Below are 21,712 nucleotides of genomic sequence, written 5' to 3' on the forward strand. Positions count from 1 at the left end.
CTCCATCAGGGATGTACGAGTGGTGCGAGGGAACGGGGAAAGCTCAGGACTCCAGCGTCCAGCGGAAGCGGTCCCCGGGTGCGTCGTGCAGCACGACCTTGGGCGGAATGGGCAGGTCGTGGAAGGCGGACTCGTTCGAATCCATCTGGTATCCGGCGGTATTCGGATAGACGAGCAGATCGCCGGGTGCGGCCGGGCGCGGCAGCGGGACGCGCCGCCAGCTGAGCATGTCCGACTCCAGGCAGGTGGCCGCGCCGACGCTCGCCGGGGTCGGCGCGCCGGGGCCCTGCGGCCACAGCACCGGATCGGGCAGGAACTCGCTGTCGAACCACTGCTCGGACAGGCTCAAACTGGTGCCGTCCACGGTGATGAGCTGATACGGCTGATCCCCGCTGCGCCGGGTCTTCCCGCCGCGCACCCGGAAAACCGTGCTGCCCGCACCGTCCAGCAGCGCCCGCCCCGGTTCGATGGCCAGGCGCAGGTCGTGCTCGCGCAGCCGTGCGCCCAGTCCGCCGTGCTCCAGGATCGCCGCGAGCATGGCGGGGCCGGGGGCCGGGAAGTGATACGGGTAGAAATCCTCGAAGCTCTTGCCGGCGTGGAACCACTCCGGGCGGACGCCCGCCGTGAACTCCCGCCACGCCGGTTCGGCCACGTAGTCGACGCCGAAGCCGCCGCCGATGGAGATGGTCGTGATCGGGTGGCCGAGTTCGCGCGCCGCCAGGCAGTGCTCGATGAGCACCCCCGCCTGCTCGGCGCGTGCCTCGGCGGAATAGCCGGAGAGATGAAAACTGAAGCCCTCCAATTGGATCGGCTCCAAGCCCACCGGACCGGCCGCGCCGATCACCGACAGGGCGATGCCGATTTCGGTGTCGGACAGGCCGAACCGGCTCTCCGAGCCTTCCGGCAGCACCCGCAGCAGCACCCGCGCCGGCGCCGCGGTGGACGCGATTCGCTCCAGCCGCTCCAGCTCGTCCAGTGCGTCGAGGGCGATCAGGGCTCCGTGGCGCACGGCCAGCCACAGCAGGTCGTCCGACTTCGCGGGGCCCGTCACCATCAACTCGGCACCGCGTACACCCTGCCCCAGCGCGGCCGTCAGTTCGCCGACGCTCGAAACATCCACGCCGGTATCGTTTTCCGCGCAGACGCGGGCAACACAGGCGGCCTTGTTCGCCTTCTTGCCGTAGTAGATCGTGCCCTCGACGCCGGTGGCCGTGAACACCTCACGAAACCCGTCGATATTGCGCGCTACCCGCTGCGGGTACATCAGGTGGAAGGGGCCGCCGATCGCGAAAGCGATGTCCTCCAACAGGTTCGGGTCGTCGAGGACGCGCTGCTCCCACTCGTCGCGATGGGCGGGCAGGGGAGACGCGGTGATGCCTGACGGATTCTCCGGGTCCGCGCCGGTATGCCCGTCGCGGGCCTCGGTGTCGGTCGAATCGGACTCGGGTGTGCCGTCGTCGACGCTGTCCGCCTGCGCGGCCGAGGTGGCGTCGACGGTCGAATCGGCGAGCTGCCGCACCGAATCGGAGTCGGTCGCCGACGCGTCCGCGCTTTCGGCGGGTGTCCCCGCTACAGCGACGCTGTCTGCCGCCGGGGTCTGCACGCGGTCGTCGCCTGTGGCGGTTGGGTCCGGGGTGTGGTTGTCGCCTGTGGTGGTCGGGTTCGGGGTGTGGTTGTCGCCCGTGGCGGTTGGGTCCGGGGTGCGGTCGTCGCCCGTGGCGGTCGGGTCCGGGGTGCGGTCGTCGCCCGTGGCGGTCGGGCTCGGGGTGCGGTCGTCGCCAATGGCTGCCGGGCTCTGCGTATGACTGTCGCCTGCGGTCGGCTGGCCGCGCTGTGCATCGGCTGCGTCAGGCTCGGGTGTCGAATCGTTCTCGGATGCGCCGGACGCGCGAGTGCTGTCCGGTTCGGCCGCAGACGGATTCGGATTGGTGGCGGCCGCCGCCGCAGGCACCTCCGAGGCGGTGGCAGCAGGAACAGTCGCTGCCGTGGGTGCGTCCAAAGGCGAACGAGCGGTGTGAGCCTCGTCCACGCTGACGCCCGATTCCGCGCCTATCTCGGCATCGGTCGCAGCTGCGCCGCCGGAGTCGACGGTCTCCTCGGCGGTGGCGGCCATGTCTGTGTTCGACGTCAGGGGTGTCTCATCGGCGGCGGCCTCCAGATCCGAGCCCGTGCCGGTGTCGATAGTCGGCGTGGCCGTAATCGTCTCCGGCGCAAGGTCATTCGCGGAGGCCGCAACGGCTGCCGGTTGAGCCGTGTCTTTCGAAGCCGCGCCACGTCGCTTCCACCGTGCCCGCTGGGCGGGCGGTTCGGCGGAAGCGCTCAGCTTTGTAATCCGCCCTCGTGCAGCGGGTTCGGTCGACAGATCGACGTCATCGCTGGCTGGCGCGGTGTCTGCGAGGCTTTCCGCTTCCTGGACACCTGGGTGGGAGGTCGGCATGTCGGCTGCGTCCTCGGTGGTCTCCGGCGGCAGATCGCACGCTGGATCCTGCGGTTCGGCTGGATCGGCGTCGACCGGATCGGTCCGGCGGAGGGCGTCGTCGGCCTCGGGCCGCGCTGTTGTCGCGGCGAGAGCGGCGAGGCTCCTCGCGAGTGCTTCCGCGACGCTCGGCGGCGCGCCGGCCCGCACCTCATCCGCCTCGGCGGTTGCGTTGTGGGGCAGAGATTCCGGTTCATAGGGCTGAGTGGCGAGTGCGTCGCCGATGGACTCCTCGTCCGAACCGGTCGAATCCGCTGCGGGCGTGTCGTGCGCCGGTTCGAACTCCGGCTCGGCAGGGGCGGCGTCCTCGGCAGGGGCGGTGCCCGTGTCGGCATGGCCCGCCGCATCATCCGTGTCCACTGCGGCGGCTTCGCTGATCTCGTCGTCGAGATCCGCAGTCTCGGTCAGCTGGGCGTCGTCCGGTTCGGGTTTGTCACAAGCCGAGCGGGTGTCCTGGGTGGTCTCGTCCGCCTCGAGTGGGGAGTCCACGGCGGTGGGGTCATCCAAGGCGGCGTCGGTGTCGGCCAGGTGGGAATCATCGACCGCGGTGGGCGCGGTCGCGACGGAATCGGCTTCCGCGTCGATCCGGTCCGCGGCGGCGGGCCGGGCCACCTCGGTTTCGGTGCCGGGCAGCGGCGGTTCGGTGTCGGAGCGGGTCGACGGCACGAAGGCGAATTCGCTCGGGCGGAATTCGTTCAGGGGGTCGTCGCCCACAGGGGGAGTTACTTCGCTCGGCGGGGGGACGTCGTCGGTCACGGGGGCCGCGACGCGCTTGCGGGGCTTGGGTTTCTTGCGGGTGGTGCGGTCGTCGGCGGCCGGGGCTGCCGGAGCGGGGGCTGGGGTGGACGCCATGTCGAACAGCGCCAGGTCGTCGGTATCGAACAGCCCTTCGGTCAGTTCGGCGGTGGAGTCTAATCCCACAGGGGCACCTCCGTGCCGCGTCCTTCGGCGATCGCACGCTCGGCGAGAGCGTGCGCGACAGCGATATCGGTGAGCACGAGTCCAGAGTTGTAGACGAAGATCTTCTCTTCGTCCGTGCGGCGCGCCACGGCACGGCGGGACAAAATCTGCGGCAGTTCCGCGTCCACGGCACGCAAACGCCCATCGGGGCCCGCCATGTCGGTGCCGGTGAGCTGCATCTGCTCGGCGCTGGTGGCGACGACCCGATCCGCGTCTACCAGGGTTGACGGCGCCAGCCCGTAACCGACCAGCACCACCGTGGAGCCGGGCGCGAGATCCGCGGACTCGAGCGCGACCTCGGTCCCGGGGCCGGCGGTCGCGAGCACCACGTCGGCGTGCGCGGCCGCCGCCCGCACATCGGTGACCGTCTCCAGCAGGGCGTGCGGATGGTGCACGGCCAGCTGCCGGTGCACCGCGTCGAGCCCTTCCGGGTGCGTGCCGAAGAGCATCAGCTTGCGCAGACCGGGGTTGGCGGCGAGCAGGTGCGGCAGCGCGTTGCGGCCCTGGGTTCCGGTGCCGATGAGCAGCACGCTCTCCGCGCCGCGGCGCATCGTCTCGCGCACCAGCAGCGCCGACACCGCCGGGGTGCGCAGCGCGCCGACGCGCGCGCAGTCCATCATCGCGATCGGCGCGCCGGTGGTGTCGTCGTAGAGCGTGATCGTGGTGTAGTACCGCTTGGTGCTGCGGTCGTGGCCCGGGTCGAACTTGTAGGAGGTCTTCATGGCCACCACCCGCCGCCGCCCGTCCCGGCCGAGCATGGCGTAGGCGACCGACCAGCCGTCCGGATTGGCCACGCTGAGTTTGCGTGGATTGTCCGAAAGTCCCTCGGCGAAGGCGAGATACGCCTCCTCCACGGCGCGCACCACATCGTGCGGCGTGATCGGCACATCGGCCAGATCGGTGCGGCTCAGCACGCGCAGCGGCGTCACACGATCACGAGTGTTCAACGGATCCTCGATCATTCCGGTCCCAACCTGCTCCCGCCACCGCTTCCGTGCGCACAGCGAACGGGGCGACAATCCGCTGGCCGTACCCATTCTCGTCGGCTTCGGCGGCGCGCCTACGCCGTTCGGGCAGGCGGATGTTGACGCGTTTGAGCCAGCGGTCGGTGCCGTCGTAGCGGGCGGTGAACGGGACCCGGCCGTGCACGGCGACGTCGTTGTCCACCAGCAGCAGCTCGCCGGGGCACAGGGCGGCGGTGACGCAGACCCGTTCCAGCTCGTCGGTGAGGCGGGCGTAGGCGCGCCGGAATTCCGGATCGGCGTCGTCGAGCGGGGTGTAGGCCGGATCGTAGCGAAGGGTGAGACCCGCGGTGTCGCCCGCGATTTCGGACCACACGGTGGGCAGCGGCGGCGCGACGTGGCGTTCGTGCCCGGCGCCGTAGGAGACGTCGGGCAGGATCGGCAGGGTGGGGGTGCTGAGCAGCCGGTGCTCGTCCACGCTCAGCTCGACGCGCCGCACCGAGGAGACGGTGGTGCCGACCCGGTCGGGGTTGCGCAGGCAGCCGAGCATCAGCAGGTTCGCGCGCAGCGGGTGAAAAGCGTCCTCGGAGTGCGGGCTCAGCAGCGTCTTGCTGCTCGCGCCGGACTGCTCGTCCTCGTGCCCCGGCGTCGGCAGGATGTTGTTGACCAGACGGCCGTCCTGCTGCCCGGCCCAGCCGAAAGGCTCACCGGCACAGCGGGCGAGCAGCAGCATGACGATGTCGAGTTCGCTCCAGCGCACCGCCTCACGCCAGCTGCGCGGGGTGGGCCCGAGCTCGTCGTCGGACAGCGGCAGGCCGCCGACGACGGTGGCGCCGGCGCACGTGGCGGGCGCGCGCATGGCTTCCCGCACGGCGCCGGGCAATTCGACGACGCGGCGGTCGACGTGCTCGGCGAGCGCCGGATTGGTCAGCGCTCGGCCGACACCGCCGGGCTGTGCCGCCAGTGTGGTGCAGATCTCACGTGCGAGGGCACGCACCGCATGCCCGGCCTCCGGGGGGAGCTCGCGTCGTTCGATGTCCTGCGGGTGAAGCGTCTTACGTTCGGAGAGAACGCTTTTCACCAGGAGGGTCCCTTCTTCGCATCAGTCGAAAAGCGGGTGAAGACGTATCGCACTGCGAAGCTAGTACCTCGCGACGCCTTAAGCAAGGCTTACCTAAGCGAGTCGGGAAAAATAGCGAAGAACTATGAGAGAGTAGAGCGCGGCCTGCCCCGCAGTCCAGCGGGGCACGTGACCAGCGCGAATCCGGTTCGGCGCTAGCCGAGCAGGGCCCGGGTGGCGGGGTGCGCGGGTGTGGCGAGAACTACTGTGGCCGTGCCGGATTCGACGATGGTTCCGTTGTCCAGGACGACGATACCGGCGCAGTGGCCCGCGACGATCCGCATGTCGTGGGTGATCACCAGCAGGGCGGTGCCGCGGTCGGCGCGAATCCGGTCGAGCAGGCCCATGATCGAATTCGCGGTCGCGTGATCGAGCGCCGAGGTGATCTCGTCGCAGACCAGGACGGCAGGTTCGGCGGCGAGCGCGCGGGCCAGTGCGACGCGCTGGCGTTGGCCGCCCGAAAGCTGGTGCGGATAGCGGCCGGCGATGTCGGGAGCGAGATCCACGGCGGCCAGCAGCTCGGTGATTCGCTGGCGCAGCGCGTGTTTCGGCGTCCGTCCGGTGCGGCGCAGTGGGCGGCCGAGGGTCTGGGCGACGGTGCGGCGTGGATTCAGCGCCGACAGCGGGTTCTGGGTGACCAGCTGAATTCCGGTGCCACCGTGCCGGATTCGGCGATCAAGTCGGATTGTCTGCTCGCCGAGGCGAAGCGAGCCGGTCGCGTCGCGGTGCAGGCCGGCCAGCACGCGCGCGAGCGTGGTCTTGCCCGCGCCGGAGACGCCGGCGACGGCCAGCGCGGTCCCGGCGCGCAACTCGAGGTCGATTCCCGACAGCACCGGGCGGCCGCCCGCGGTGGCGCCGATGCCCGCCGCGCGCAGCACGATGTTCTGTCGGTGCGCGTCGCTACCATTCGCCGCATGAAAGTCACCGGCACCTTCACCATCTCCGCCTTCGTGCCCACCGACGTCGTCGGGGACCCGCCGATCAGCACCGCTCTCCCGGTCGGCATCGCCACCATCACCAAGGAATTCGACGGGGAGATCACCGGCCGCGCGGCGACCCTGTTCACCTCCGCGTTCGACATGGCCTCCGGGGCCGGCACCTATGTCGCGATGGAGTCGTTCGAGGGCGCGCTGGGCGGGCACGCGGGCGCCTTCAACTTCGTCCACTCGGCGACCACCGGCGGCACGGACCGCACGCACGAGTTCTTCCTGATCGTCCCCGGCAGCGGAACCGGCGGCCTCGCGGGCATCACCGGCACCGGCGGGCTCTACGTCGACGCCGAAGGCGGGCACCACATCTGGTTCGACTACGAGCTTCCGGGCGAGTAGCCTCGGGTCGCCCAGGGTGAGAACGGCGTCGGCGACGGAGTGAATCGTGGCGGTGTCGTGGCCGGACAGCAGGACCGCGACACCGCGTTCGGCCGCGATCCGGCGCAAGAGCTGGGCGATGTCGGTGCGCAGCGTGCCGTGCAGGCCCGCCAGCGGTTCGTCCAGCACCAGCACCGGGGTGCGGCGCACCAGGGCGCGGGCCAGCGCGACGCGGCGCTGCTGACCGCCGGACAACTCGCCCGGGTACCGGCGCAGGTGCTCGGCCGAGAGCCCCACCAGTTCCAGCGTTTCGCGGAGAGCCGCCTCGGCGGGGTCGCTCGCCACCTCCGCGAGCAGCTTCCGGACCCGCATCAGCGGGTGCAGCGTCGAGCCGGGATCCTGCCCGACGAAGGCGATCCGGTCGCGGCGGAAGGTGCGCAGGGCGGCGGAGTCCAGCGCGAACACATCGTCACCCGCCACCCGCACGGTGCCCGCCGCCCGTTGCGCGCCCGCGGGCACGTGCCCGAGCAGGGCCCGCATCAGCGTGGTCTTCCCCGACCCCGAGGCCCCGGTCAACGCGGTCACGGTACCGGTCCGCAGCCGAAACGTGAGGGGCCCGAACAGTTCCTGGCCCGCGTACCCGACAACAATCAGATCCTCGACCTCGACCACAGCTCTCGCTTGTTCGTGCCCGCCGGCCCAGCCCGCATCGCTTGCCGCGTTCAGCCCGCTGGCCCGGTTCGCGTTGCTTGCCGTGTTCGGTCCGCTGGCTCGGCTCGCGTTGCTTGCCGCGTTCGGCCCGTCGGCTCGGCTCGCGTTGCTTGCCGCGTTCGGCCCGGCAGCCCGGCTCGTGTCGCTTGTGGCGTTCGGCCCGCTGGCTCGGGCCGCGTTGCCTGCCGTGTTCGGTCTGCCGGCTCGGCTCGTGTCGCTTGTGGTGTTCGGCCCGTCGGCCCGGCTCGCGTCGCTTGCCGTGGTCGGTCCGCTGGCCTGGCTCGTGTCGCTTGCTGTGTTCGGTCCGACGGTTGGGGCCGCGTCGCTTGTGACGTTCGGGCCCCCGGCCCGGGCCGCGTCGCTTGTGGTGTTCGATCCGCTGGCCCGGGCCGCATCGCTTGTGGCGTTCGGCCCGTCGGCCCGGCTCGCGTCGCTTGCGGTGTTCGGTCCGCTGGACTGGCTTGCGTCGCTTGCCGTGGTCGACCCCCCGGTTCGGGCCGCGTCGCTTGCCGTGTTCAGGCCCCCGGCCCGGCTCGCATCGCTTACCGCGTTCAAATCGCCTAGAGCATTTACCGCCGGTCCCGCATGGTCGGCCTCGCCGGGTGCCGAGCTGGTGTAGACGGCCCGGCCGTCGGCACGGCCGACCTCGTCGGCCGAACTCGGGGCGCCGGCCGCAGTGGCGGGCGGGGTGGAGAACCCGGCGACGGCCAGGTTGACGCTGACCGCGACGACTGCGATCGCGAGGCTGGGGACGAGGACGGACCATGGGTTGAGGAGGAGTCCGGAGGTGTTCTCGCGCACCATGACTGCCCAGTTGGCGGCGCCCAGCGTGGTCGGGAGTTGCAGGAAGGAGGCGGTGCTGACCAGGTAGACGCCGACTACGAATCGCAGTCCGAGCTGGGTGCCGAGTACTTCGCGGAGGTTGGGGATCACTTCGCGGAACACCAGGTGGGGCAGTCGTTCCCCGCCGGCCTGGGCGCTCTCGACATAGCCGCTGGCGGCGACCCCCGCCGCGGCGGCCGCGAAAACCCGGGCGCAGTACGGCATTCCGAACAGCAGCGCGACGACCACCAGCCCGGCGATGCCCGCGTCCGGCCACGAGGTCAGCACCAGCAGGATGCCCAGCACGGCGGGCATCAGCATCGCGAAGTCCGTCGCGCCCTCGATGAACGCGCCGACGCGCGGGCGCAGCGCCGCGATCGTGCCGAGCACGCACCCGGCCGCCGTCACCAGGATCGCGATCCCCGCCGCGACGAGCAGCAGGCCCCAGCCGCCGTAGAGGACCTGGCTGAAGACGTCCCGCCCGAGGCGATCGGTGCCGAGCCAGGCTTGCGCGCTGGGCGGCCCGAACGGAATCCCCAGCGCCGCCTCGGCCGGATGCGGCGCCAGCGACGGGCCCAGCGCCGCGCCCGCGAGGACGAGCAGCGCGGGCAGCATGGTCAGCAGCCGGGACCACCGGTGCGACAGCCTCATCCGCGCCCCCGCAGCGACCGCGCCCGGATGCCGTCGGCGACCGCGAGCATCAGCATGACGACGACTCCGGACAGCGCCACGACCGCGGCGACCACCGAGGTGTCGCGATCGGCGACCGAACCGGCCAGCACCGCACCCAGTCCCGGATAGTTGAAGATCGTCTCGACCACCAGCGACCCGCCCAGCACCATGCCGACGGTGGTCGCGAAGCTGGCCACGATGGTCGGCGCGGCGAACGGCAGCACGTGCCGGACCAGCACGGCCGGTCGCGAAAGCCCCTCAAGCACCGCGTTTTCCACGTGCGGTGCGGTCGCGGCGCCGGTGAGCGCGGCGCGCACCACCCGGGCGTTCCACCCGATCTGCGGGATCGCCAGCGCCAGCACGGGCAGCACCAGCATGTCGGCGCTGACCGGAAAACCCGATCTGCCGGTGATCGTGACCGCGGGCAGCCAGCCGGTCGCCAGCGCGAACACACTGATCAACAGTGTCGCCAGCACGAACTCCGGCACCGCCGCCGCCATCGTCGTCGCCGGTTCGAGTCCGCTGGTCAGCCCCCGCCCGAGCCGGGCCCGGCCGGTGGCCTCGACCCGGGCGCGACCCGCGATCCCGTCCCGTCCCGCCGCCCACCACGCGCCCAGCAGCAGTGACAGCACCACCGTCAGCAGCAGGGCCAGACCGCCCAGCAGCAGCGTCGGCGGAAACTTGTCCGCCAGCAGGTCATTGATCGATCGCCCGCGCGCGGTCTGCCCGAAATCACCGGTGAGGACGCCCGAGGCCCAATCCAGGAAGCGTACCGGCAGCGGACGGTCCAGACCGAGTTCGTGTTCCTTGGCCGCGACCTGCTGCTCGGTCGCCTCGCGGCCGAGGACCGCGCGCCCGGTGCTGCCCGGGAGCAGATCCACGGCCACGAAAACCGTTGCCAGCAGCGCGATCAGCAGGGTGATCCGCCGCAGCAGCAGGCGCGCGAAGGAAATCACTCCAGCCAGGCCCGTTCCAGCTGCACGCGGGCGAAGCCGCCGAGGACCGGCAGGTCGCGGACGCGGGCGGCGGCGACGTCGATGCCGTCGGCCATGCCCCACACCAGGTATCCGCCGCGGTCGTATTGGATGCGCTGCAGGCTCGCGCAGGCCGCCGCGTACTCGGCGTCGTCGCGCGCGGCCAGCGCCCGGGCGGTGGCGGCGTCGAATTCCGGGTCCTTGAAGGCGGTTTCGTTGCGATTGGACCGGCTCGACAGCAGTTTGTCGGCGTAGAACAGCGTGGAATCGTTGGTGCCCCAGGACACCGTGTAGAAGGGCGCGGTCAGCCAGGTCTGGTCGTAGAAGGCGTTGGATTCCTGCACCAGCACGTCCACCCGCAGGCCGATCTCGGCGAGCTGGGTGGCCAGCACCCGGGCCGACTCCACCTCGCCGGGCGCCTCGGCCTTGGTGACCAGGGGGTAGGTCCGGCCGGTGTCGAAATTCGCTTCGCGCAGCAGCGTTTTCGCCCGTTCCACGTCGCGGGCGCGCTGCGGAATCGAGGTGTCGTACCGCGGATCGGCGGTGCCGAGAATGTCGTTGGCCACCGTCCCGTAGCCGGAGTGCACCTGGTTCACCAGGGCGGGCCGGTCCACCCCGAGGCGGACGGCCGTGCGCACCCGGGGGTCGGCGAACGGACCGTCCGCGGTGCGCATGGCGACGCCGAGCATGGTGTCGTCCGAGCGCCGGACCACCTGGAGGTCGCTCCGCCCCGCCGCGGTGCGGCCGGCGATGGCGCCCACGTTGGAGGCCAGGTCGATCTGCCCGCCGAGCACCGCGTTCCCCAGCGCGGTGGCGCTCTCGAACATCGTGACCTCGATGGCGTCCAGCAGCGGGGCGGGTCCGTGCCAGCGCTCGTTGCGCACCAGCCGGGCATTGCCGCCCTGATAGGACTCCAGCCGGAACGGCCCGGTGCCGACGGCCGCGGTGAAATCGGTGGTGTCCTTCTTGACGGTGAAGGTCATCAACCGGACCAGCAGCGGCAGCTGGGTGTTCGGCTCGGGCACGGTGAGCACCACCCGGCCCGGTCCGTCGGTGGTGATATCCGCCTCGGCCACCGGCATTTTCGAGGCCCCGCCGATCGAGCGCAGCCGGCGCAGCGACCAGACCACGTCCTCGGCGGTGACCGGCGTCCCGTCGTGGAAGCTCGCGTTCTCGGCCAGGGTGAAGGTCCAGCGCTTGCGCTCGGCGTCGGATTCCCACCGGCTCGCCAGCCGCGGCGCGACGTTCGGGTCGGCGCCCGGCACGGTCAGCGCGTCGTAAACCAGAGAGATGATGAGGAAGTCGCTGTCGTTGCTGAGGTTGGCGTGCGGATCCCGCTCGATCCGCGCGGCTGTCCCGACGGCTCCGACCCGCAGCGTCCCGCCGCGCGCGGGCGCACCCGGTTTGCCGGTGTCCGAACACGCGGCGAGCAGCAGGAGCGCACCGGCTCCCACGCCGCCGCGCAGCAGTTGCCGCCGGTTCCAATCCATTCCGGTGCCTTCCTCCAGTACCGCGAGGCCGCCGATCGGCGCTGCCTCAGCCAGGTCAGGCTAGCCTAATTCGCACGGTTGATCGCCGGATATGGCTGCGCTCAGGCGGTTCGGCGCGCGCCCGCCAAAGCGACGCGCGCGCACCCGGATCGACCCGGTGGCCCGGACCTGGGACGACGCGCCGGAAGGCGATCCGGACCGGCCCCGGTTTGCGTTGTATGTCGCAATCCGGGGGAGCATCCCCGAACACCTGGATGATGGAAGGGTGCTCTGGAAAAAGACCGGCGTTGCGGCCGCTGCGATGGTGACCCTGATTCTCGCCGGGTGCGGGGGTATGGGCACGCTGACACCGATTCCCGAAGGCATCCCGCCCGGGCCCGGCACACCCGTGCCGCCGATCGATCTGGATGCCCCCGGTAGATCCGCCGCGCAGCTGGCCGACTGGGCCGACGGGCAGAGCGGCCTCGGCATCCCGAACGTCGCGCTGGAGGCCTACGGCTACGCGGCCGCGGTCATGGCCCGCTCCAGACCGGGCTGCGGCATCGGCTGGACCACCCTGGCCGGGATCGCCAGCGTGGAGAGCAAGCACGGCACGCACGGCAGATCCCGTCCCGACGCCGACGGCGGGGTGCGCCCGCCGATCATCGGCATCGCGCTGGACGGCGCGCCCGGCGTCGCCGAGATCAAGGACACCGACGAAGGGCATCTCGACGGCGACAAGGTCTTCGACCGCGCCGTCGGCCCCCTGCAGTTCATCCCCGAGACATGGCAGCGCTGGAGCGCGGACGCCAACGGCGACGGTTTCGCCGATCCGCAGAGCATCGACGACGCCGCGCTCACCGCGGCCAGATACCTCTGTGCCAGCGGCGGCGATCTGACCTCCGAGCACGGGTGGCAGCGGGCGCTGCTCACCTACAACCAGTCCAACCAGTACATGCGTACGGTCCGCGATCGCGCCGCCGCCTACAGCGTGGGCCGTCGCGTGTAGGACACCGCCGGAGAGTTCGAGGGACTTTCTGAGTGTGTGCCAAGGGTTAGGCCCTGCGGCACTGCGCTAGGCTCGGCACCGCACGGTCCCATCCGTCATCTGCCGTGCCACCGCCGTAGCGATTGCTTTGCAGGTCGCTCGAAATGATCAGCCGAAGGAGTGTCGTTTTCGTGGCAATCATCGAACAGGTCGGAGCTCGCGAGATCCTGGATTCGCGCGGAAACCCCACTGTCGAGGTGGAAATCGCCCTCGACGACGGCACCCTGACCCGCGCGGCCGTCCCCTCCGGCGCCTCCACCGGTGAGCACGAGGCCGTCGAGCTGCGCGACGGCGGCGACCGCTACCAGGGCAAAGGCGTGCAGAAGGCCGTGGAGGGCGTGCTCGACGAGATCGCCCCGGCCATCATCGGCCTGGACGCGGTCGAGCAGCGCACCGTCGATCAGGTCCTGCTGGATCTGGACGGCACCCCGGACAAGTCCCGCCTCGGCGCGAACGCGCTGCTGGGCGCCTCGCTCGCGGTGGCCCGCGCCGCCGCCGAATCCTCGGGCCTGGAGCTGTTCCGCTACCTCGGCGGCCCGAACGCGCATGTGCTGCCCGTCCCGATGATGAACATCGTCAACGGCGGCGCGCACGCCGACACCGGCGTGGACGTGCAGGAATTCATGATCGCCCCGATCGGCGCCCCGACCTTCAAGGAGTCGCTGCGCTGGGGCGCGGAGATCTACCACTCGCTCAAGTCCGTGCTCAAGGCCCAGGGCCTGTCCACCGGTCTGGGTGACGAGGGTGGCTTCGCGCCGGACGTCGCGGGCACCCGCGCCGCGCTGGACCTGATCTCCTCGGCCATCGACAAGGCGGGCTACAAGCTCGGCACCGACGTCGCGCTCGCGCTGGACGTCGCCGCCACCGAGTTCTACACCGCCGGCAGCGGTTACAAGTTCGAGGGCAGCGTGCGCAGCGCCGCCGAGATGAACGACTTCTACGCCGAGCTGCTCGCCGCGTACCCGATCGTGTCCATCGAGGATCCGCTCTCGGAGGACGACTGGGACGGCTGGGTCGCGCTCACCGACGCCATCGGCGACAAGGTGCAGCTGGTCGGCGACGACCTGTTCGTCACCAACCCGGAGCGCCTGGAAGAGGGCATCGCCAAGGGCGCGGCCAACGCGCTGCTGGTGAAGGTCAACCAGATCGGCACCCTGACCGAGACCTTGGACGCGGTGGAGCTGGCGCACCGCAACGGCTACAAGACGATGATGTCGCACCGCTCGGGCGAGACCGAGGACACCACCATCGCCGATCTGGCGGTCGCGGTGGGCTCCGGCCAGATCAAGACCGGCGCCCCGGCCCGGTCCGAGCGCGTCGCCAAGTACAACCAGCTGCTGCGCATCGAGGACGCCCTGGGCGATTCGGCCCGTTACGCCGGCGATGTCGCGTTCCCGCGCTTCGCGTTCGAGGGCTGACCTTCTAGGAGCAGATGATGGCGGAGCGACGGGCGCGCGGTACCAGTCCGGCCGGACGTGGGGACCGCCGCACGTCGCGTGCCGCCAGGTCGCGGCCGCGGGCGGGCTCGGATACCGAGACCGCCGCGCGGCCCGCGGCCGCCAAACGCGCACGCCGGCGCGCGGAGTCGCCGCCGGCGGTGCGCAAATCCGAGGCGCGCAAGGGTTCCGCGCGCGAGCACGACCGCACGATCCTCGGTCTGCCGACCGGTAAGGCCGTCATCCTGGCGATGGTGGTGTGCGCGCTCGCGCTGACTCTCGCCGTGCCGATGCGCACCTATTTCTCGCAGCGGGCCGAGGCGGCCGAGCTGGCGCAGCAGCGCCGCGATCTGGAGGCCGATCTCGCCCGGCTGCGCGATCGCCGGGCCCAGCAACAGGATCAGCGCTACATCATCTCCGAGGCGCGCAACCGCCTGCGCCTGGTGATGCCGGGGGAGACGCCCTACATCGTGCAGGTGCCGGGCATCGAGGCGCCCGCGCCGCCGCCCGCGCCGACCAAGTCCAAGACGCCGGACCCCTGGTACACCGAAGTCTGGGAAACGATCTCCCAGCCCCGAACTCCGGCGACGGAACCGGCTCCCGCGCCGCCGCCCGCCACTCCCGCGCCCGATCCGGAAGGACCACGGTGACCGCACCGACCGAACGCGATCTCGAGATCATCGCCGGCCAGCTGGGCCGCGAGCCCCGCGGTGTGCTCGCCGTCGCCTACCGCACTCCGGACGGCCTGCCCGCGGTGGTCAAGACCGCGCCCCGGCTGCCCGACGGCACTCCGTTCCCGACCCTGTACTACCTGACCGACCCGCGGCTGACCGCCGAGGCGAGCCGGCAGGAGTCCGCGGGCGTCATGCGGGAGATGACCGAGCGGCTGGCCACGGATCCCGAGCTGGCCGCGGCCTACCGGCGCGCGCACGAGAGCTACCTGGCCGAGCGCGACGAGATCGAATCGCTGGGCACGGATTTCACCGGCGGCGGGATGCCCGAGCGGGTGAAGTGCCTGCACGTGCTGATCGCGCACGCCCTGGCCAAGGGCCCGGGGCTGAATCCGTTCGGCGACGAGGCGGTCGCCCTGGCGGCCGACAACGGGTTGCGCGGCACCGCGATTCCGGCGGATTGGCCCAAGTACGAGGCGGGACAGGACCTATGAGCGAATTCGTGGCGCGGCACGACCGGGCGCCGGCGGGCGCGCGGGTGGCCGCGGTCGACTGCGGCACCAACTCCATCCGGCTGCTGATCGCCGACGCGTACGCGGACGGCACGCTGCGCGACGTGCACCGGGAGATGCGCATCGTCCGGCTGGGCCAGGGTGTGGACGCGACCGGCGCGCTGCATCCCGAGGCGATCGAACGCACCCGGGTCGCGCTGGCCGACTACGCGGCGCTGATGCGCGAGGCGGGCGTGACCAAGGTGCGCATGGTGGCCACCTCGGCGACCCGCGATGCCGCCAATCGCGACGATTTCTTCGCCATGACCCGGGCCGAGCTCGGCTCCGTGGTCCCCGGCGCGGAGGCCGAGGTGATCACCGGCGACGAGGAGGCGCGCCTGTCGTTCGCCGGCGCGATCGGCGAATTGTCCAGCGACGAGGGACCTTTCGTGGTCGTAGACCTCGGCGGCGGCTCCACCGAGTTGGTGTTCGGCGACAGTTCCGGGGTGCGGGCGGCCTTCTCGGCGGACATCGGCTGCGTCCGGATCACCGAGCGCTGCCTGCCGGGCGATCCGCCCGCCCCCGAACAGGTGGAGGCGGCACGGAAATTCGCGGCCCAGCGGCTCGCCGAGGCCTTCGAACGGGTGCCCGTGGCCGGCGCGCGGACCTGGGTGGGCGTGGCGGGCACCATGACCACGATCGCCGCCATCGCCCTGGATCTGCCCGAGTACGACTCCGAGCGGGTGCATCTGACCCGCCTGTCGCTGGCGCAGGTGCGCGCGGTCTGCGACCGCTTGATCGGCATGAGCCACGACGAGCGCGCGGCGCTGGGGCCGATGCATCCGGGCCGGGTGGACGTCATCGGCGGCGGCGGTGTCATCACCGAGGTGCTGGCCGCCGAACTGGCCGACCGGGCCGGTATCACCGAACTCGTCGTGAGCGAGCACGACATCCTGGACGGCATCGCGCTGTCCATCGCCTGAGCGTTCTGCCCGAGCGATAGCCCCGGCCCGCGCCGGGGCTATCGCTCGTTCCGACACGCCCGAGGGCCTTCGGAGCCCAGTTATAGCCATCGGCAATTGGGGAAATCTTCAGCAAATTTTCCGCACCGAGGCATGCTGGGGGCGGAACGTGGCGCAGGTCGCTTGCTGCGGGAGATTGCCCACTCGCAGTCCGTTTACCAGCGCAAACTGCCCGATTCCGGGCGAGAAATCCGCCCGCTGTGCACATCCTTCCGGAGGATCCGGACATACCCCATCGAGCATTCAGATCCGCGGCACGCCGGGGGTGATTTGCTGCACAGTTGCGATTTATGCCAATCTCTCGGGTATGTCCCAAAGTGTGGTACCCGATCAGGCCGTGGAAGGTCGCACCCTGTTCGGCCATCCGATCGGGTTGACCAACCTCTTCGGCGTCGAGATGTGGGAGCGTTTCTCCTTCTACGGGATGCTCACGATCCTCGGGTACTACCTCTACTACTCGACCACCGAAGGCGGCTTGGGCCTGGACAAGGCCACCGGCGTCGGCATCGTCGGGGCCTACGGCGGCCTGGTGTACCTGTCCACGGTGCTGGGCGGCTGGATCGCCGACCGCATCCTGGGCATGGAGCGCACCGTCTTCTACGGCGGCGTCATCGTCGTCCTGGGCCATCTCGCGCTGGCGCTGATCCCGGGGCTGGCCGGTGTCGGCATCGCGCTGCCGCTGATCGCGCTCGGCTCGGGTGCGCTCAAAGCCAACGCGTCCTCGCTGCTCGGCACGCTCTATCCGAAGGGCGACGCCCGCGTCGACGGCGGCTTCACGCTGTTCTATCTCGGCATCAACGTCGGCGCCTTCGTCGGCCCGCTGCTCACCGGCCTGCTGCAGTCCCGCGTCGGCTTCCACTACGGCTTCGGCGCCGCCGCCATCGGCATGGCGCTGGGCCTGACCCAGTACGCGGTCTTCCGCCGCAATCTCGGTGACGCCGGGCGCGAGGTGCCCAACCCGCTGCCGCGCACCGCGCTCCCGAAGCTGGTGGCGGTGCTCGCCGCCGTCGTCGTGGTGGTCGCGATCGCCTGGGCCACCCGGCTCGTCACCCTGGACAACCTGGCCGACGTCACCACCGGCGTCATCGTCGTCGCCTCGCTGGTCTACTTCGTGATCATGCTGACCAGCCCCAAGGTGGAGCCGGTCGAGCGCACCCGGGTGCGCGCGTTCATCCCGCTGTTCATCGCCAATGCGGTGTTCTGGTCGCTGTTCCAGCAGATCTTCACCGTGCTCGCGGTCTACTCCGACGAGCGGATCAACTGGAGCATCTTCGGCTGGGAGGCGCCCTCGAATTGGATCGGCTCTGTCGAGCCGGTCTGGATCATCGCCCTCTCGCCGCTGTTCGCGCTGATGTGGACCAAGCTGGGGAGCCGCGCGCCGAGTACGCCGCGCAAGTTCGCCTTCGGCGTGATCGGGATGGGCGCGGCGTTCCTGCTGTTCGTCCCGCTGGCCGGCTACTCCGGCAAGACCGTGCCGGTGATCTTCGTGCTGCTGATCATGGGCGGGTTCGCCGTCTCCGAGTTGCTGCTGTCGCCGATCGGCCTGGCGGTTACCACGCAACTCGCCCCCAAAGCCTTCCGAGCGCAGATGATGGCTCTGTACTTCTTCTCCGTCGGAATCGGAACTTCCATGGCCGGCGTGCTGGCCCGTTTCTACTCCGATGAGAACGAGACCGTCTATTTCGGCGTCATCGGCGCGGCGGCGATCGCCGCGGGTCTGGTTGTCCTCGGTCTGGTCCCGTGGATCAGCCGGCGAATGGAAGGCGTGCACTAGCCGCCGCGGCCGGTGCGCTCTAGCTCAACCCCTTGTTGAAGGAGAAAACAGTGGCGATCCAGGAAACGCCGGACAAGGTTCCGGTGCCACGCCGCACGGGACTGTTCCGGACCAAATCGGTCGAGCAGTCCATCCGGGATACCGACGAGCCCGATTCGAAGCTGCGAAAGGACCTGACCGCCTGGGATCTCACGGTTTTCGGCGTCGCGGTCGTCATCGGCGCGGGCATCTTCACCCTGACCGCGCGCACCGCGGCCAACGTGGCGGGGCCCTCGGTGTCGCTGGCGTTCGTGCTGGCCGCCATCGCCTGCGGCCTGACCGCGCTGTGTTACGCGGAGTTCGCCTCCACCGTGCCGGTCGCGGGCAGCGCCTACACGTTCTCCTACGCCACCTTCGGTGAGCTCGCCGCCTGGATCATCGGCTGGGACCTGATCCTGGAATTCGCGCTGGCCGCCTCGGTGGTCGCCAAGGGCTGGTCGCAGTACCTGGGCACGGTCATCTCCAGCGAGACGACCGTGGAACTCGGCTCGCTGACCTTCGACTGGGGCGCGGTGCTGCTGATCGCCATCCTCGGTGTGCTACTGGCCGTGGGCACCAAGGTGTCCTCGCGGGTGTCGGCCATCGCGGTCGCCATCAAGCTGGCGGTGATCGCGCTGGTGATCGTGGTGGGCCTGACCTACTTCAACAAGGACAACCTCTCGCCCTACATCCCGCCGGCCGAGCCCGCCGGTGACGGCGGCAGCGGTATCCACCAGTCGCTGTTCTCCCTGCTGACCGGTGCCGGCAGCAGCAACTTCGGCTGGTTCGGCCTGCTCTCGGCGGCCAGCCTGGTGTTCTTCGCGTTCATCGGCTTCGACGTCGTGGCCACCGCCGCGGAGGAGACCAAGAACCCGCAGAAGGCGCTGCCCCGCGGCATTCTCGGCTCGCTGGCCATCGTGACCGTGCTCTACGTCGCGGTCTCGCTGGTGCTCACCGGCATGGTGCCCTACACCGAGCTGGGCGACGACGCGACGCTGGCGACGGCGTTCGCGATCCACGGCGCGGACTGGGCCAAGAACCTGATCTCGATCGGCGCGCTGGCCGGCCTGACCACCGTCGTCATGGTGATGTACCTGGGCCAGACCCGCGTGCTGTTCGCCATGTCGCGCGACGGCCTGCTGCCGCGCAAGCTCGCGCACACCGGCAAGAAGGGCACGCCGGTCCGGTTGACGATCATCGTCGGCGTGGTCTGCGCGGTGCTCGCCGGTTTCGTCGACTTCGGCACGCTGGAGGAGATGGTCAACATCGGCACGCTGTTCGCCTTCGTGCTGGTCTCGATCGGCGTGCTGGTGCTGCGCCGCACCCGGCCGGAGCTGCCGCGCGGGTTCCGGGTGCCGTGGGTCCCGGTGATTCCGATCCTGGCGGTGCTGGCCTGCCTGTGGCTGATGCTCAACCTGTCGGTGGAGACCTGGCTGCGGTTCGTCATCTGGATGGCGATCGGCATCGTGGTCTACTTCGTCTACAGCCGCAGGCATGCGGTGCTGGGCAAGTCCGAACAGTCCTGATCTCGGTGGCGGAGGGGCTCGCGCGTGGGCGCGGGCCCCTCTCCTTGTGATTGCGACGAGGTTGCGGGCAGTCGGAACCAGGTATTGCCGGGGGCGCGCCGGACGCGGCGCCACGCCGTGTTGGAGAGTGATTGCTCGCCAAATATGGTGCGGGGGACGCGATCCCGGCAGTCCCCGCCGCTGCCGCGACCGCGGCCGGCAGTGCGCCGACCAGCAATTCGATGTCATTCGGGAGTAACTCGCCGATCGCCGCCTCCGCAAACCATAGCTGACAGCTATGGATTTCGATACCTCCCCGGCGGAGCGTTTGCTCACCCGCCGCCAGGGAACAGCGCAGGTTGTGCCGCCCCTCGAATCCCAGAATTCCGGTACAGCCGTACGAGTCGGTAGTCTGAACCCCCACGCCCCCATAGCCCAATTGGCAGAGGCAGCGGACTTAAAATCCGCAAAGTGTCGGTTCGAGTCCGACTGGGGGCACTTCGCGACGAGGTGACGGCGGCGCGGCACGGCTGTTTCTCCGAGGCTCAGTGAAGGAACGCGCATGGACTCCCGATCGGCTACACCCCCGTTGCTGCTGCTGAGCGGTGCGGGGCTGCCCGCGTGGATCTGGGACGACGTGCGCGCCGAACTCGACGCCGAGACGGTGGTGGCGGAGTATCCGCGGCGGGCGGGGGCCGTGCTGGGCGAGTACGCCGAGGCGGCGCTGGCGCAGGCGCCGGCCGGGCCGGTCACGCTGGTGGCGCATTCGATCGGTGGCGTCGTGGCGAGTGTGATCGTGGCGCTGGCGCCCGAGCGGGTCGCCGGGGTGCTCGGGGTCGCCGCCGTCGTGCCGGCGGCCGGGCGCTCGTTTCTCGGTGCGCTGCCGGTGCCGCAGCGCTATGTCGTCGGTCTGGCCATGCGGGTCGCCGGTACCCGGCCGCCGGAGAAGATGATCCGGGCCGGGGTCGCGGCGGGGCTGCCGGAGCCGGTCGTCGCGCGGCTCGTCGCCGACTTCGCGCCGGAATCCCAGCGGCTCTACCGGGACCGGGTCGCGGCACGGGAATTCACCGGGCCGCGCGGATTCGTCGCGACCAGCCGGGATCGGGAGTTCCCGCTCGCCCTGCAACACCGCTATGCCGACACGCTGGGCGCCGGGTTCCGGCGCGAGCTGGCCACCGGCCATCTACCCATGCTCGAAGCGCCCGCCGCGTCGGCGCAGGCCATCGCGGAATTCGCGGCCGACACGCGCGGGCGTGAAACCCCGCCCGGCGTGGCTCTATAATTCGTTTCACGGCAACACAATTGCGGCTCGTCCGCGAGGTGTTCTGCCAGTTCGGCATCGATCGACCAACCCTTTTTCCGGAGTTGGACGAACTCATTCCGTCCGCTGTCCGCCCGTGCCGCCCCGCGGCGCACGCATCACGGAGGAACAAAGCATGGATCCGAGTCGAGGGCCGGTCGTGATCGCGACCGGTGGGACGGTGCACCTGCGCGTGCCGGCTTGAGCTCCGCCATGAGCGCCGACAAAGGGCCCGTCATCGGGTTCATCGGGCCACTCGGCGGCGTCGACGGCGCCGCGGCTCCGTCGTGCCCGAGTACCCGGCCCGAGCGGGAGGAGGAGGCGACGCGCCGGCTCGCCGAGTTGGTCGCCGCCGTCGGCACGGGCGACCGGGCCGCTTTCACCGAGCTATACGAAGCGACCAGTCACCGGGTATTCGGGTTGGCCCTGCGCGTGCTCGGAAATCGGGCCAGCGCCGAGGAGGTCACCCAGGAGGTGTACCTGCAGACCTGGATGCTCGCCGATCGCTACGACGCCAAACTGGCCAGCCCGATGGGCTGGTTGATGATGCTCACCCATCGCCGCGCGGTGGACCGTATTCGCAGCGACCGCTCGGCGGCCGACCGCGACATCGCCTTCGGGCATTTGCATGTGGGCCAGGATCGCGATGTCGTTCTGGAAGAGGTGGAGCAGAACCAGGAGGAGCGCGCGGTACTGGCGTGCCTGGAGACGCTGACGCCCTTGCAGCGCGAGACGATCGCGCTCGCCTATTACGGCGGCCGGACGTACTCGGAGGTTGCCGACCATCTCGGCACTCCGGTGCCGACGGTGAAGTCACGGATTCGTGACGGTCTGAAACGGCTGTCCGACTGCCTGCTGGGCGGCGAATCCGACTGACCTGGGCATTTCCACCTGGAATTATGCCCAAAATGTCTGACTTAGAAGGTAATTCGATCTTCGACCAATCCATCCGACTGGTCTGTGCGATTCACTAT

General features: G+C 70.3%; 16 protein-coding genes, 1 tRNA gene and 1 pseudogene. 11 read left to right on the forward strand and 7 right to left on the reverse strand.

The genetic code is table 11. The features are described 5' to 3' along the window. Nucleotides 1–43 precede the first annotated feature (43 nt). The 4 genes from AB0I43_RS15325 to AB0I43_RS15340 form a co-directional block, all read right to left on the reverse strand. Nucleotides 44–3,397, reverse strand: coding sequence for a hypothetical protein (locus AB0I43_RS15325; protein ID WP_357432179.1), 3,354 nt, complete (start codon nucleotides 3,395–3,397; stop codon nucleotides 44–46). After that, nucleotides 3,388–4,398 (reverse strand): ornithine cyclodeaminase family protein, encoded by a 1,011-nt coding sequence (locus tag AB0I43_RS15330; RefSeq protein WP_357432181.1) that lies wholly within the window; start codon nucleotides 4,396–4,398, stop codon nucleotides 3,388–3,390. Before AB0I43_RS15330 ends, AB0I43_RS15325 begins: the two co-directional genes overlap by 10 nt. Further along, entirely contained in the window at nucleotides 4,370–5,479 is a 1,110-nt protein-coding gene (locus AB0I43_RS15335; protein ID WP_356973388.1) for a TauD/TfdA family dioxygenase, read from the reverse strand. Before AB0I43_RS15335 ends, AB0I43_RS15330 begins: the two co-directional genes overlap by 29 nt. A gap of 194 nt (nucleotides 5,480–5,673) precedes the next feature. Beyond that, the gene (locus AB0I43_RS15340) at nucleotides 5,674–6,396 is read right to left on the reverse strand and encodes an ATP-binding cassette domain-containing protein (protein ID WP_357432289.1); all 723 of its coding nucleotides are present in this window, start codon (nucleotides 6,394–6,396) and stop codon (nucleotides 5,674–5,676) included. A 36-nt stretch (nucleotides 6,397–6,432) separates the two neighbouring features. On the opposite strand from AB0I43_RS15340, the gene AB0I43_RS15345 reads away from it, so the two are divergent. Next, nucleotides 6,433–6,846, forward strand: coding sequence for a DUF3224 domain-containing protein (locus AB0I43_RS15345; protein ID WP_357432291.1), 414 nt, complete (start codon nucleotides 6,433–6,435; stop codon nucleotides 6,844–6,846). A 69-nt stretch (nucleotides 6,847–6,915) separates the two neighbouring features. On the opposite strand, the pseudogene AB0I43_RS15350 reads toward AB0I43_RS15345, so the two are convergent. From AB0I43_RS15350 to AB0I43_RS15360, 3 genes and pseudogenes are all read right to left on the reverse strand, one after another. Continuing rightward, nucleotides 6,916–9,009 (reverse strand): annotated as a pseudogene (locus tag AB0I43_RS15350) (ATP-binding cassette domain-containing protein); the annotation flags it as partial. Continuing rightward, a complete protein-coding gene (locus AB0I43_RS15355) occupies nucleotides 9,006–9,986 on the reverse strand; it encodes an ABC transporter permease (RefSeq protein WP_357432183.1) in 981 nt (326 codons plus the stop codon). The gene AB0I43_RS15355 and the pseudogene AB0I43_RS15350, both read right to left, overlap by 4 nt. Then, the gene (locus AB0I43_RS15360; RefSeq protein WP_357432185.1) at nucleotides 9,983–11,494 is read right to left on the reverse strand and encodes an ABC transporter substrate-binding protein; all 1,512 of its coding nucleotides are present in this window, start codon (nucleotides 11,492–11,494) and stop codon (nucleotides 9,983–9,985) included. Before AB0I43_RS15360 ends, AB0I43_RS15355 begins: the two co-directional genes overlap by 4 nt. A 301-nt stretch (nucleotides 11,495–11,795) precedes the next feature. On the opposite strand from AB0I43_RS15360, the gene AB0I43_RS15365 reads away from it, so the two are divergent. The 10 genes from AB0I43_RS15365 to sigK all read left to right on the forward strand — a co-directional run bounded on the left by AB0I43_RS15365 (nucleotide 11,796) and on the right by sigK (nucleotide 21,614). After that, a complete protein-coding gene (locus AB0I43_RS15365) occupies nucleotides 11,796–12,482 on the forward strand; it encodes a lytic murein transglycosylase (RefSeq protein WP_356973715.1) in 687 nt (228 codons plus the stop codon). Nucleotides 12,483–12,652: 170 nt separating this feature from the next. Beyond that, nucleotides 12,653–13,939, forward strand: coding sequence for a phosphopyruvate hydratase (gene eno, locus AB0I43_RS15370; protein ID WP_356973391.1), 1,287 nt, complete (start codon nucleotides 12,653–12,655; stop codon nucleotides 13,937–13,939). Nucleotides 13,940–13,956: 17 nt separating this feature from the next. Beyond that, nucleotides 13,957–14,607, forward strand: a complete 651-nt coding sequence (locus tag AB0I43_RS15375) for a septum formation initiator family protein (RefSeq protein WP_356973392.1) — start codon at nucleotides 13,957–13,959, stop codon at nucleotides 14,605–14,607. Beyond that, the gene (locus AB0I43_RS15380) at nucleotides 14,604–15,122 is read left to right on the forward strand and encodes a DUF501 domain-containing protein (RefSeq protein ID WP_356973393.1); all 519 of its coding nucleotides are present in this window, start codon (nucleotides 14,604–14,606) and stop codon (nucleotides 15,120–15,122) included. The genes AB0I43_RS15375 and AB0I43_RS15380 overlap by 4 nt, the downstream gene beginning before the upstream one ends. Beyond that, nucleotides 15,119–16,102, forward strand: coding sequence for a Ppx/GppA phosphatase family protein (locus tag AB0I43_RS15385; protein ID WP_356973394.1), 984 nt, complete (start codon nucleotides 15,119–15,121; stop codon nucleotides 16,100–16,102). Before AB0I43_RS15380 ends, AB0I43_RS15385 begins: the two co-directional genes overlap by 4 nt. Nucleotides 16,103–16,448: 346 nt before the next feature. After that, a complete protein-coding gene (locus AB0I43_RS15390; protein WP_357432187.1) occupies nucleotides 16,449–17,915 on the forward strand; it encodes an oligopeptide:H+ symporter in 1,467 nt (488 codons plus the stop codon). Nucleotides 17,916–17,965: 50 nt separating this feature from the next. Next, entirely contained in the window at nucleotides 17,966–19,459 is a 1,494-nt protein-coding gene (locus tag AB0I43_RS15395; protein WP_356973396.1) for an amino acid permease, read from the forward strand. A 403-nt stretch (nucleotides 19,460–19,862) separates the two neighbouring features. Next, a tRNA-Leu gene (locus tag AB0I43_RS15400) sits at nucleotides 19,863–19,936 on the forward strand. A 64-nt stretch (nucleotides 19,937–20,000) separates the two neighbouring features. Continuing rightward, nucleotides 20,001–20,720 (forward strand): alpha/beta hydrolase, encoded by a 720-nt coding sequence (locus tag AB0I43_RS15405; RefSeq protein WP_357432189.1) that lies wholly within the window; start codon nucleotides 20,001–20,003, stop codon nucleotides 20,718–20,720. A gap of 231 nt (nucleotides 20,721–20,951) precedes the next feature. Then, entirely contained in the window at nucleotides 20,952–21,614 is a 663-nt protein-coding gene (gene sigK, locus AB0I43_RS15410) for an ECF RNA polymerase sigma factor SigK (RefSeq protein ID WP_357432191.1), read from the forward strand. The last annotated feature ends 98 nt before the right edge of the window (nucleotides 21,615–21,712 follow it).

It is taken from the genome of Nocardia sp. NPDC050435, from assembly GCF_040655395.1.
GTDB lineage: Bacteria > Actinomycetota > Actinomycetes > Mycobacteriales > Mycobacteriaceae > Nocardia.

What these genes read in the sequence shown, in the direction of transcription:
- AB0I43_RS15330 (WP_357432181.1), bottom strand. Translation starts at nt 4,398, where the DNA reads ATGATCGAGGATCCGTTGAACACTCGTGATCGTGTGACGCCGCTGCGC.
- AB0I43_RS15345 (WP_357432291.1), top strand. Translation starts at nt 6,433, where the DNA reads ATGAAAGTCACCGGCACCTTCACCATCTCCGCCTTCGTGCCCACCGAC.
- AB0I43_RS15360 (WP_357432185.1), bottom strand. Translation starts at nt 11,494, where the DNA reads ATGGATTGGAACCGGCGGCAACTGCTGCGCGGCGGCGTGGGAGCCGGT.
- AB0I43_RS15365 (WP_356973715.1), top strand. Translation starts at nt 11,796, where the DNA reads ATGGTGACCCTGATTCTCGCCGGGTGCGGGGGTATGGGCACGCTGACA.
- AB0I43_RS15375 (WP_356973392.1), top strand. Translation starts at nt 13,957, where the DNA reads ATGGCGGAGCGACGGGCGCGCGGTACCAGTCCGGCCGGACGTGGGGAC.
- AB0I43_RS15385 (WP_356973394.1), top strand. Translation starts at nt 15,119, where the DNA reads ATGAGCGAATTCGTGGCGCGGCACGACCGGGCGCCGGCGGGCGCGCGG.
- AB0I43_RS15390 (WP_357432187.1), top strand. Translation starts at nt 16,449, where the DNA reads ATGTCCCAAAGTGTGGTACCCGATCAGGCCGTGGAAGGTCGCACCCTG.
- AB0I43_RS15405 (WP_357432189.1), top strand. Translation starts at nt 20,001, where the DNA reads ATGGACTCCCGATCGGCTACACCCCCGTTGCTGCTGCTGAGCGGTGCG.
- sigK (WP_357432191.1), top strand. Translation starts at nt 20,952, where the DNA reads ATGAGCGCCGACAAAGGGCCCGTCATCGGGTTCATCGGGCCACTCGGC.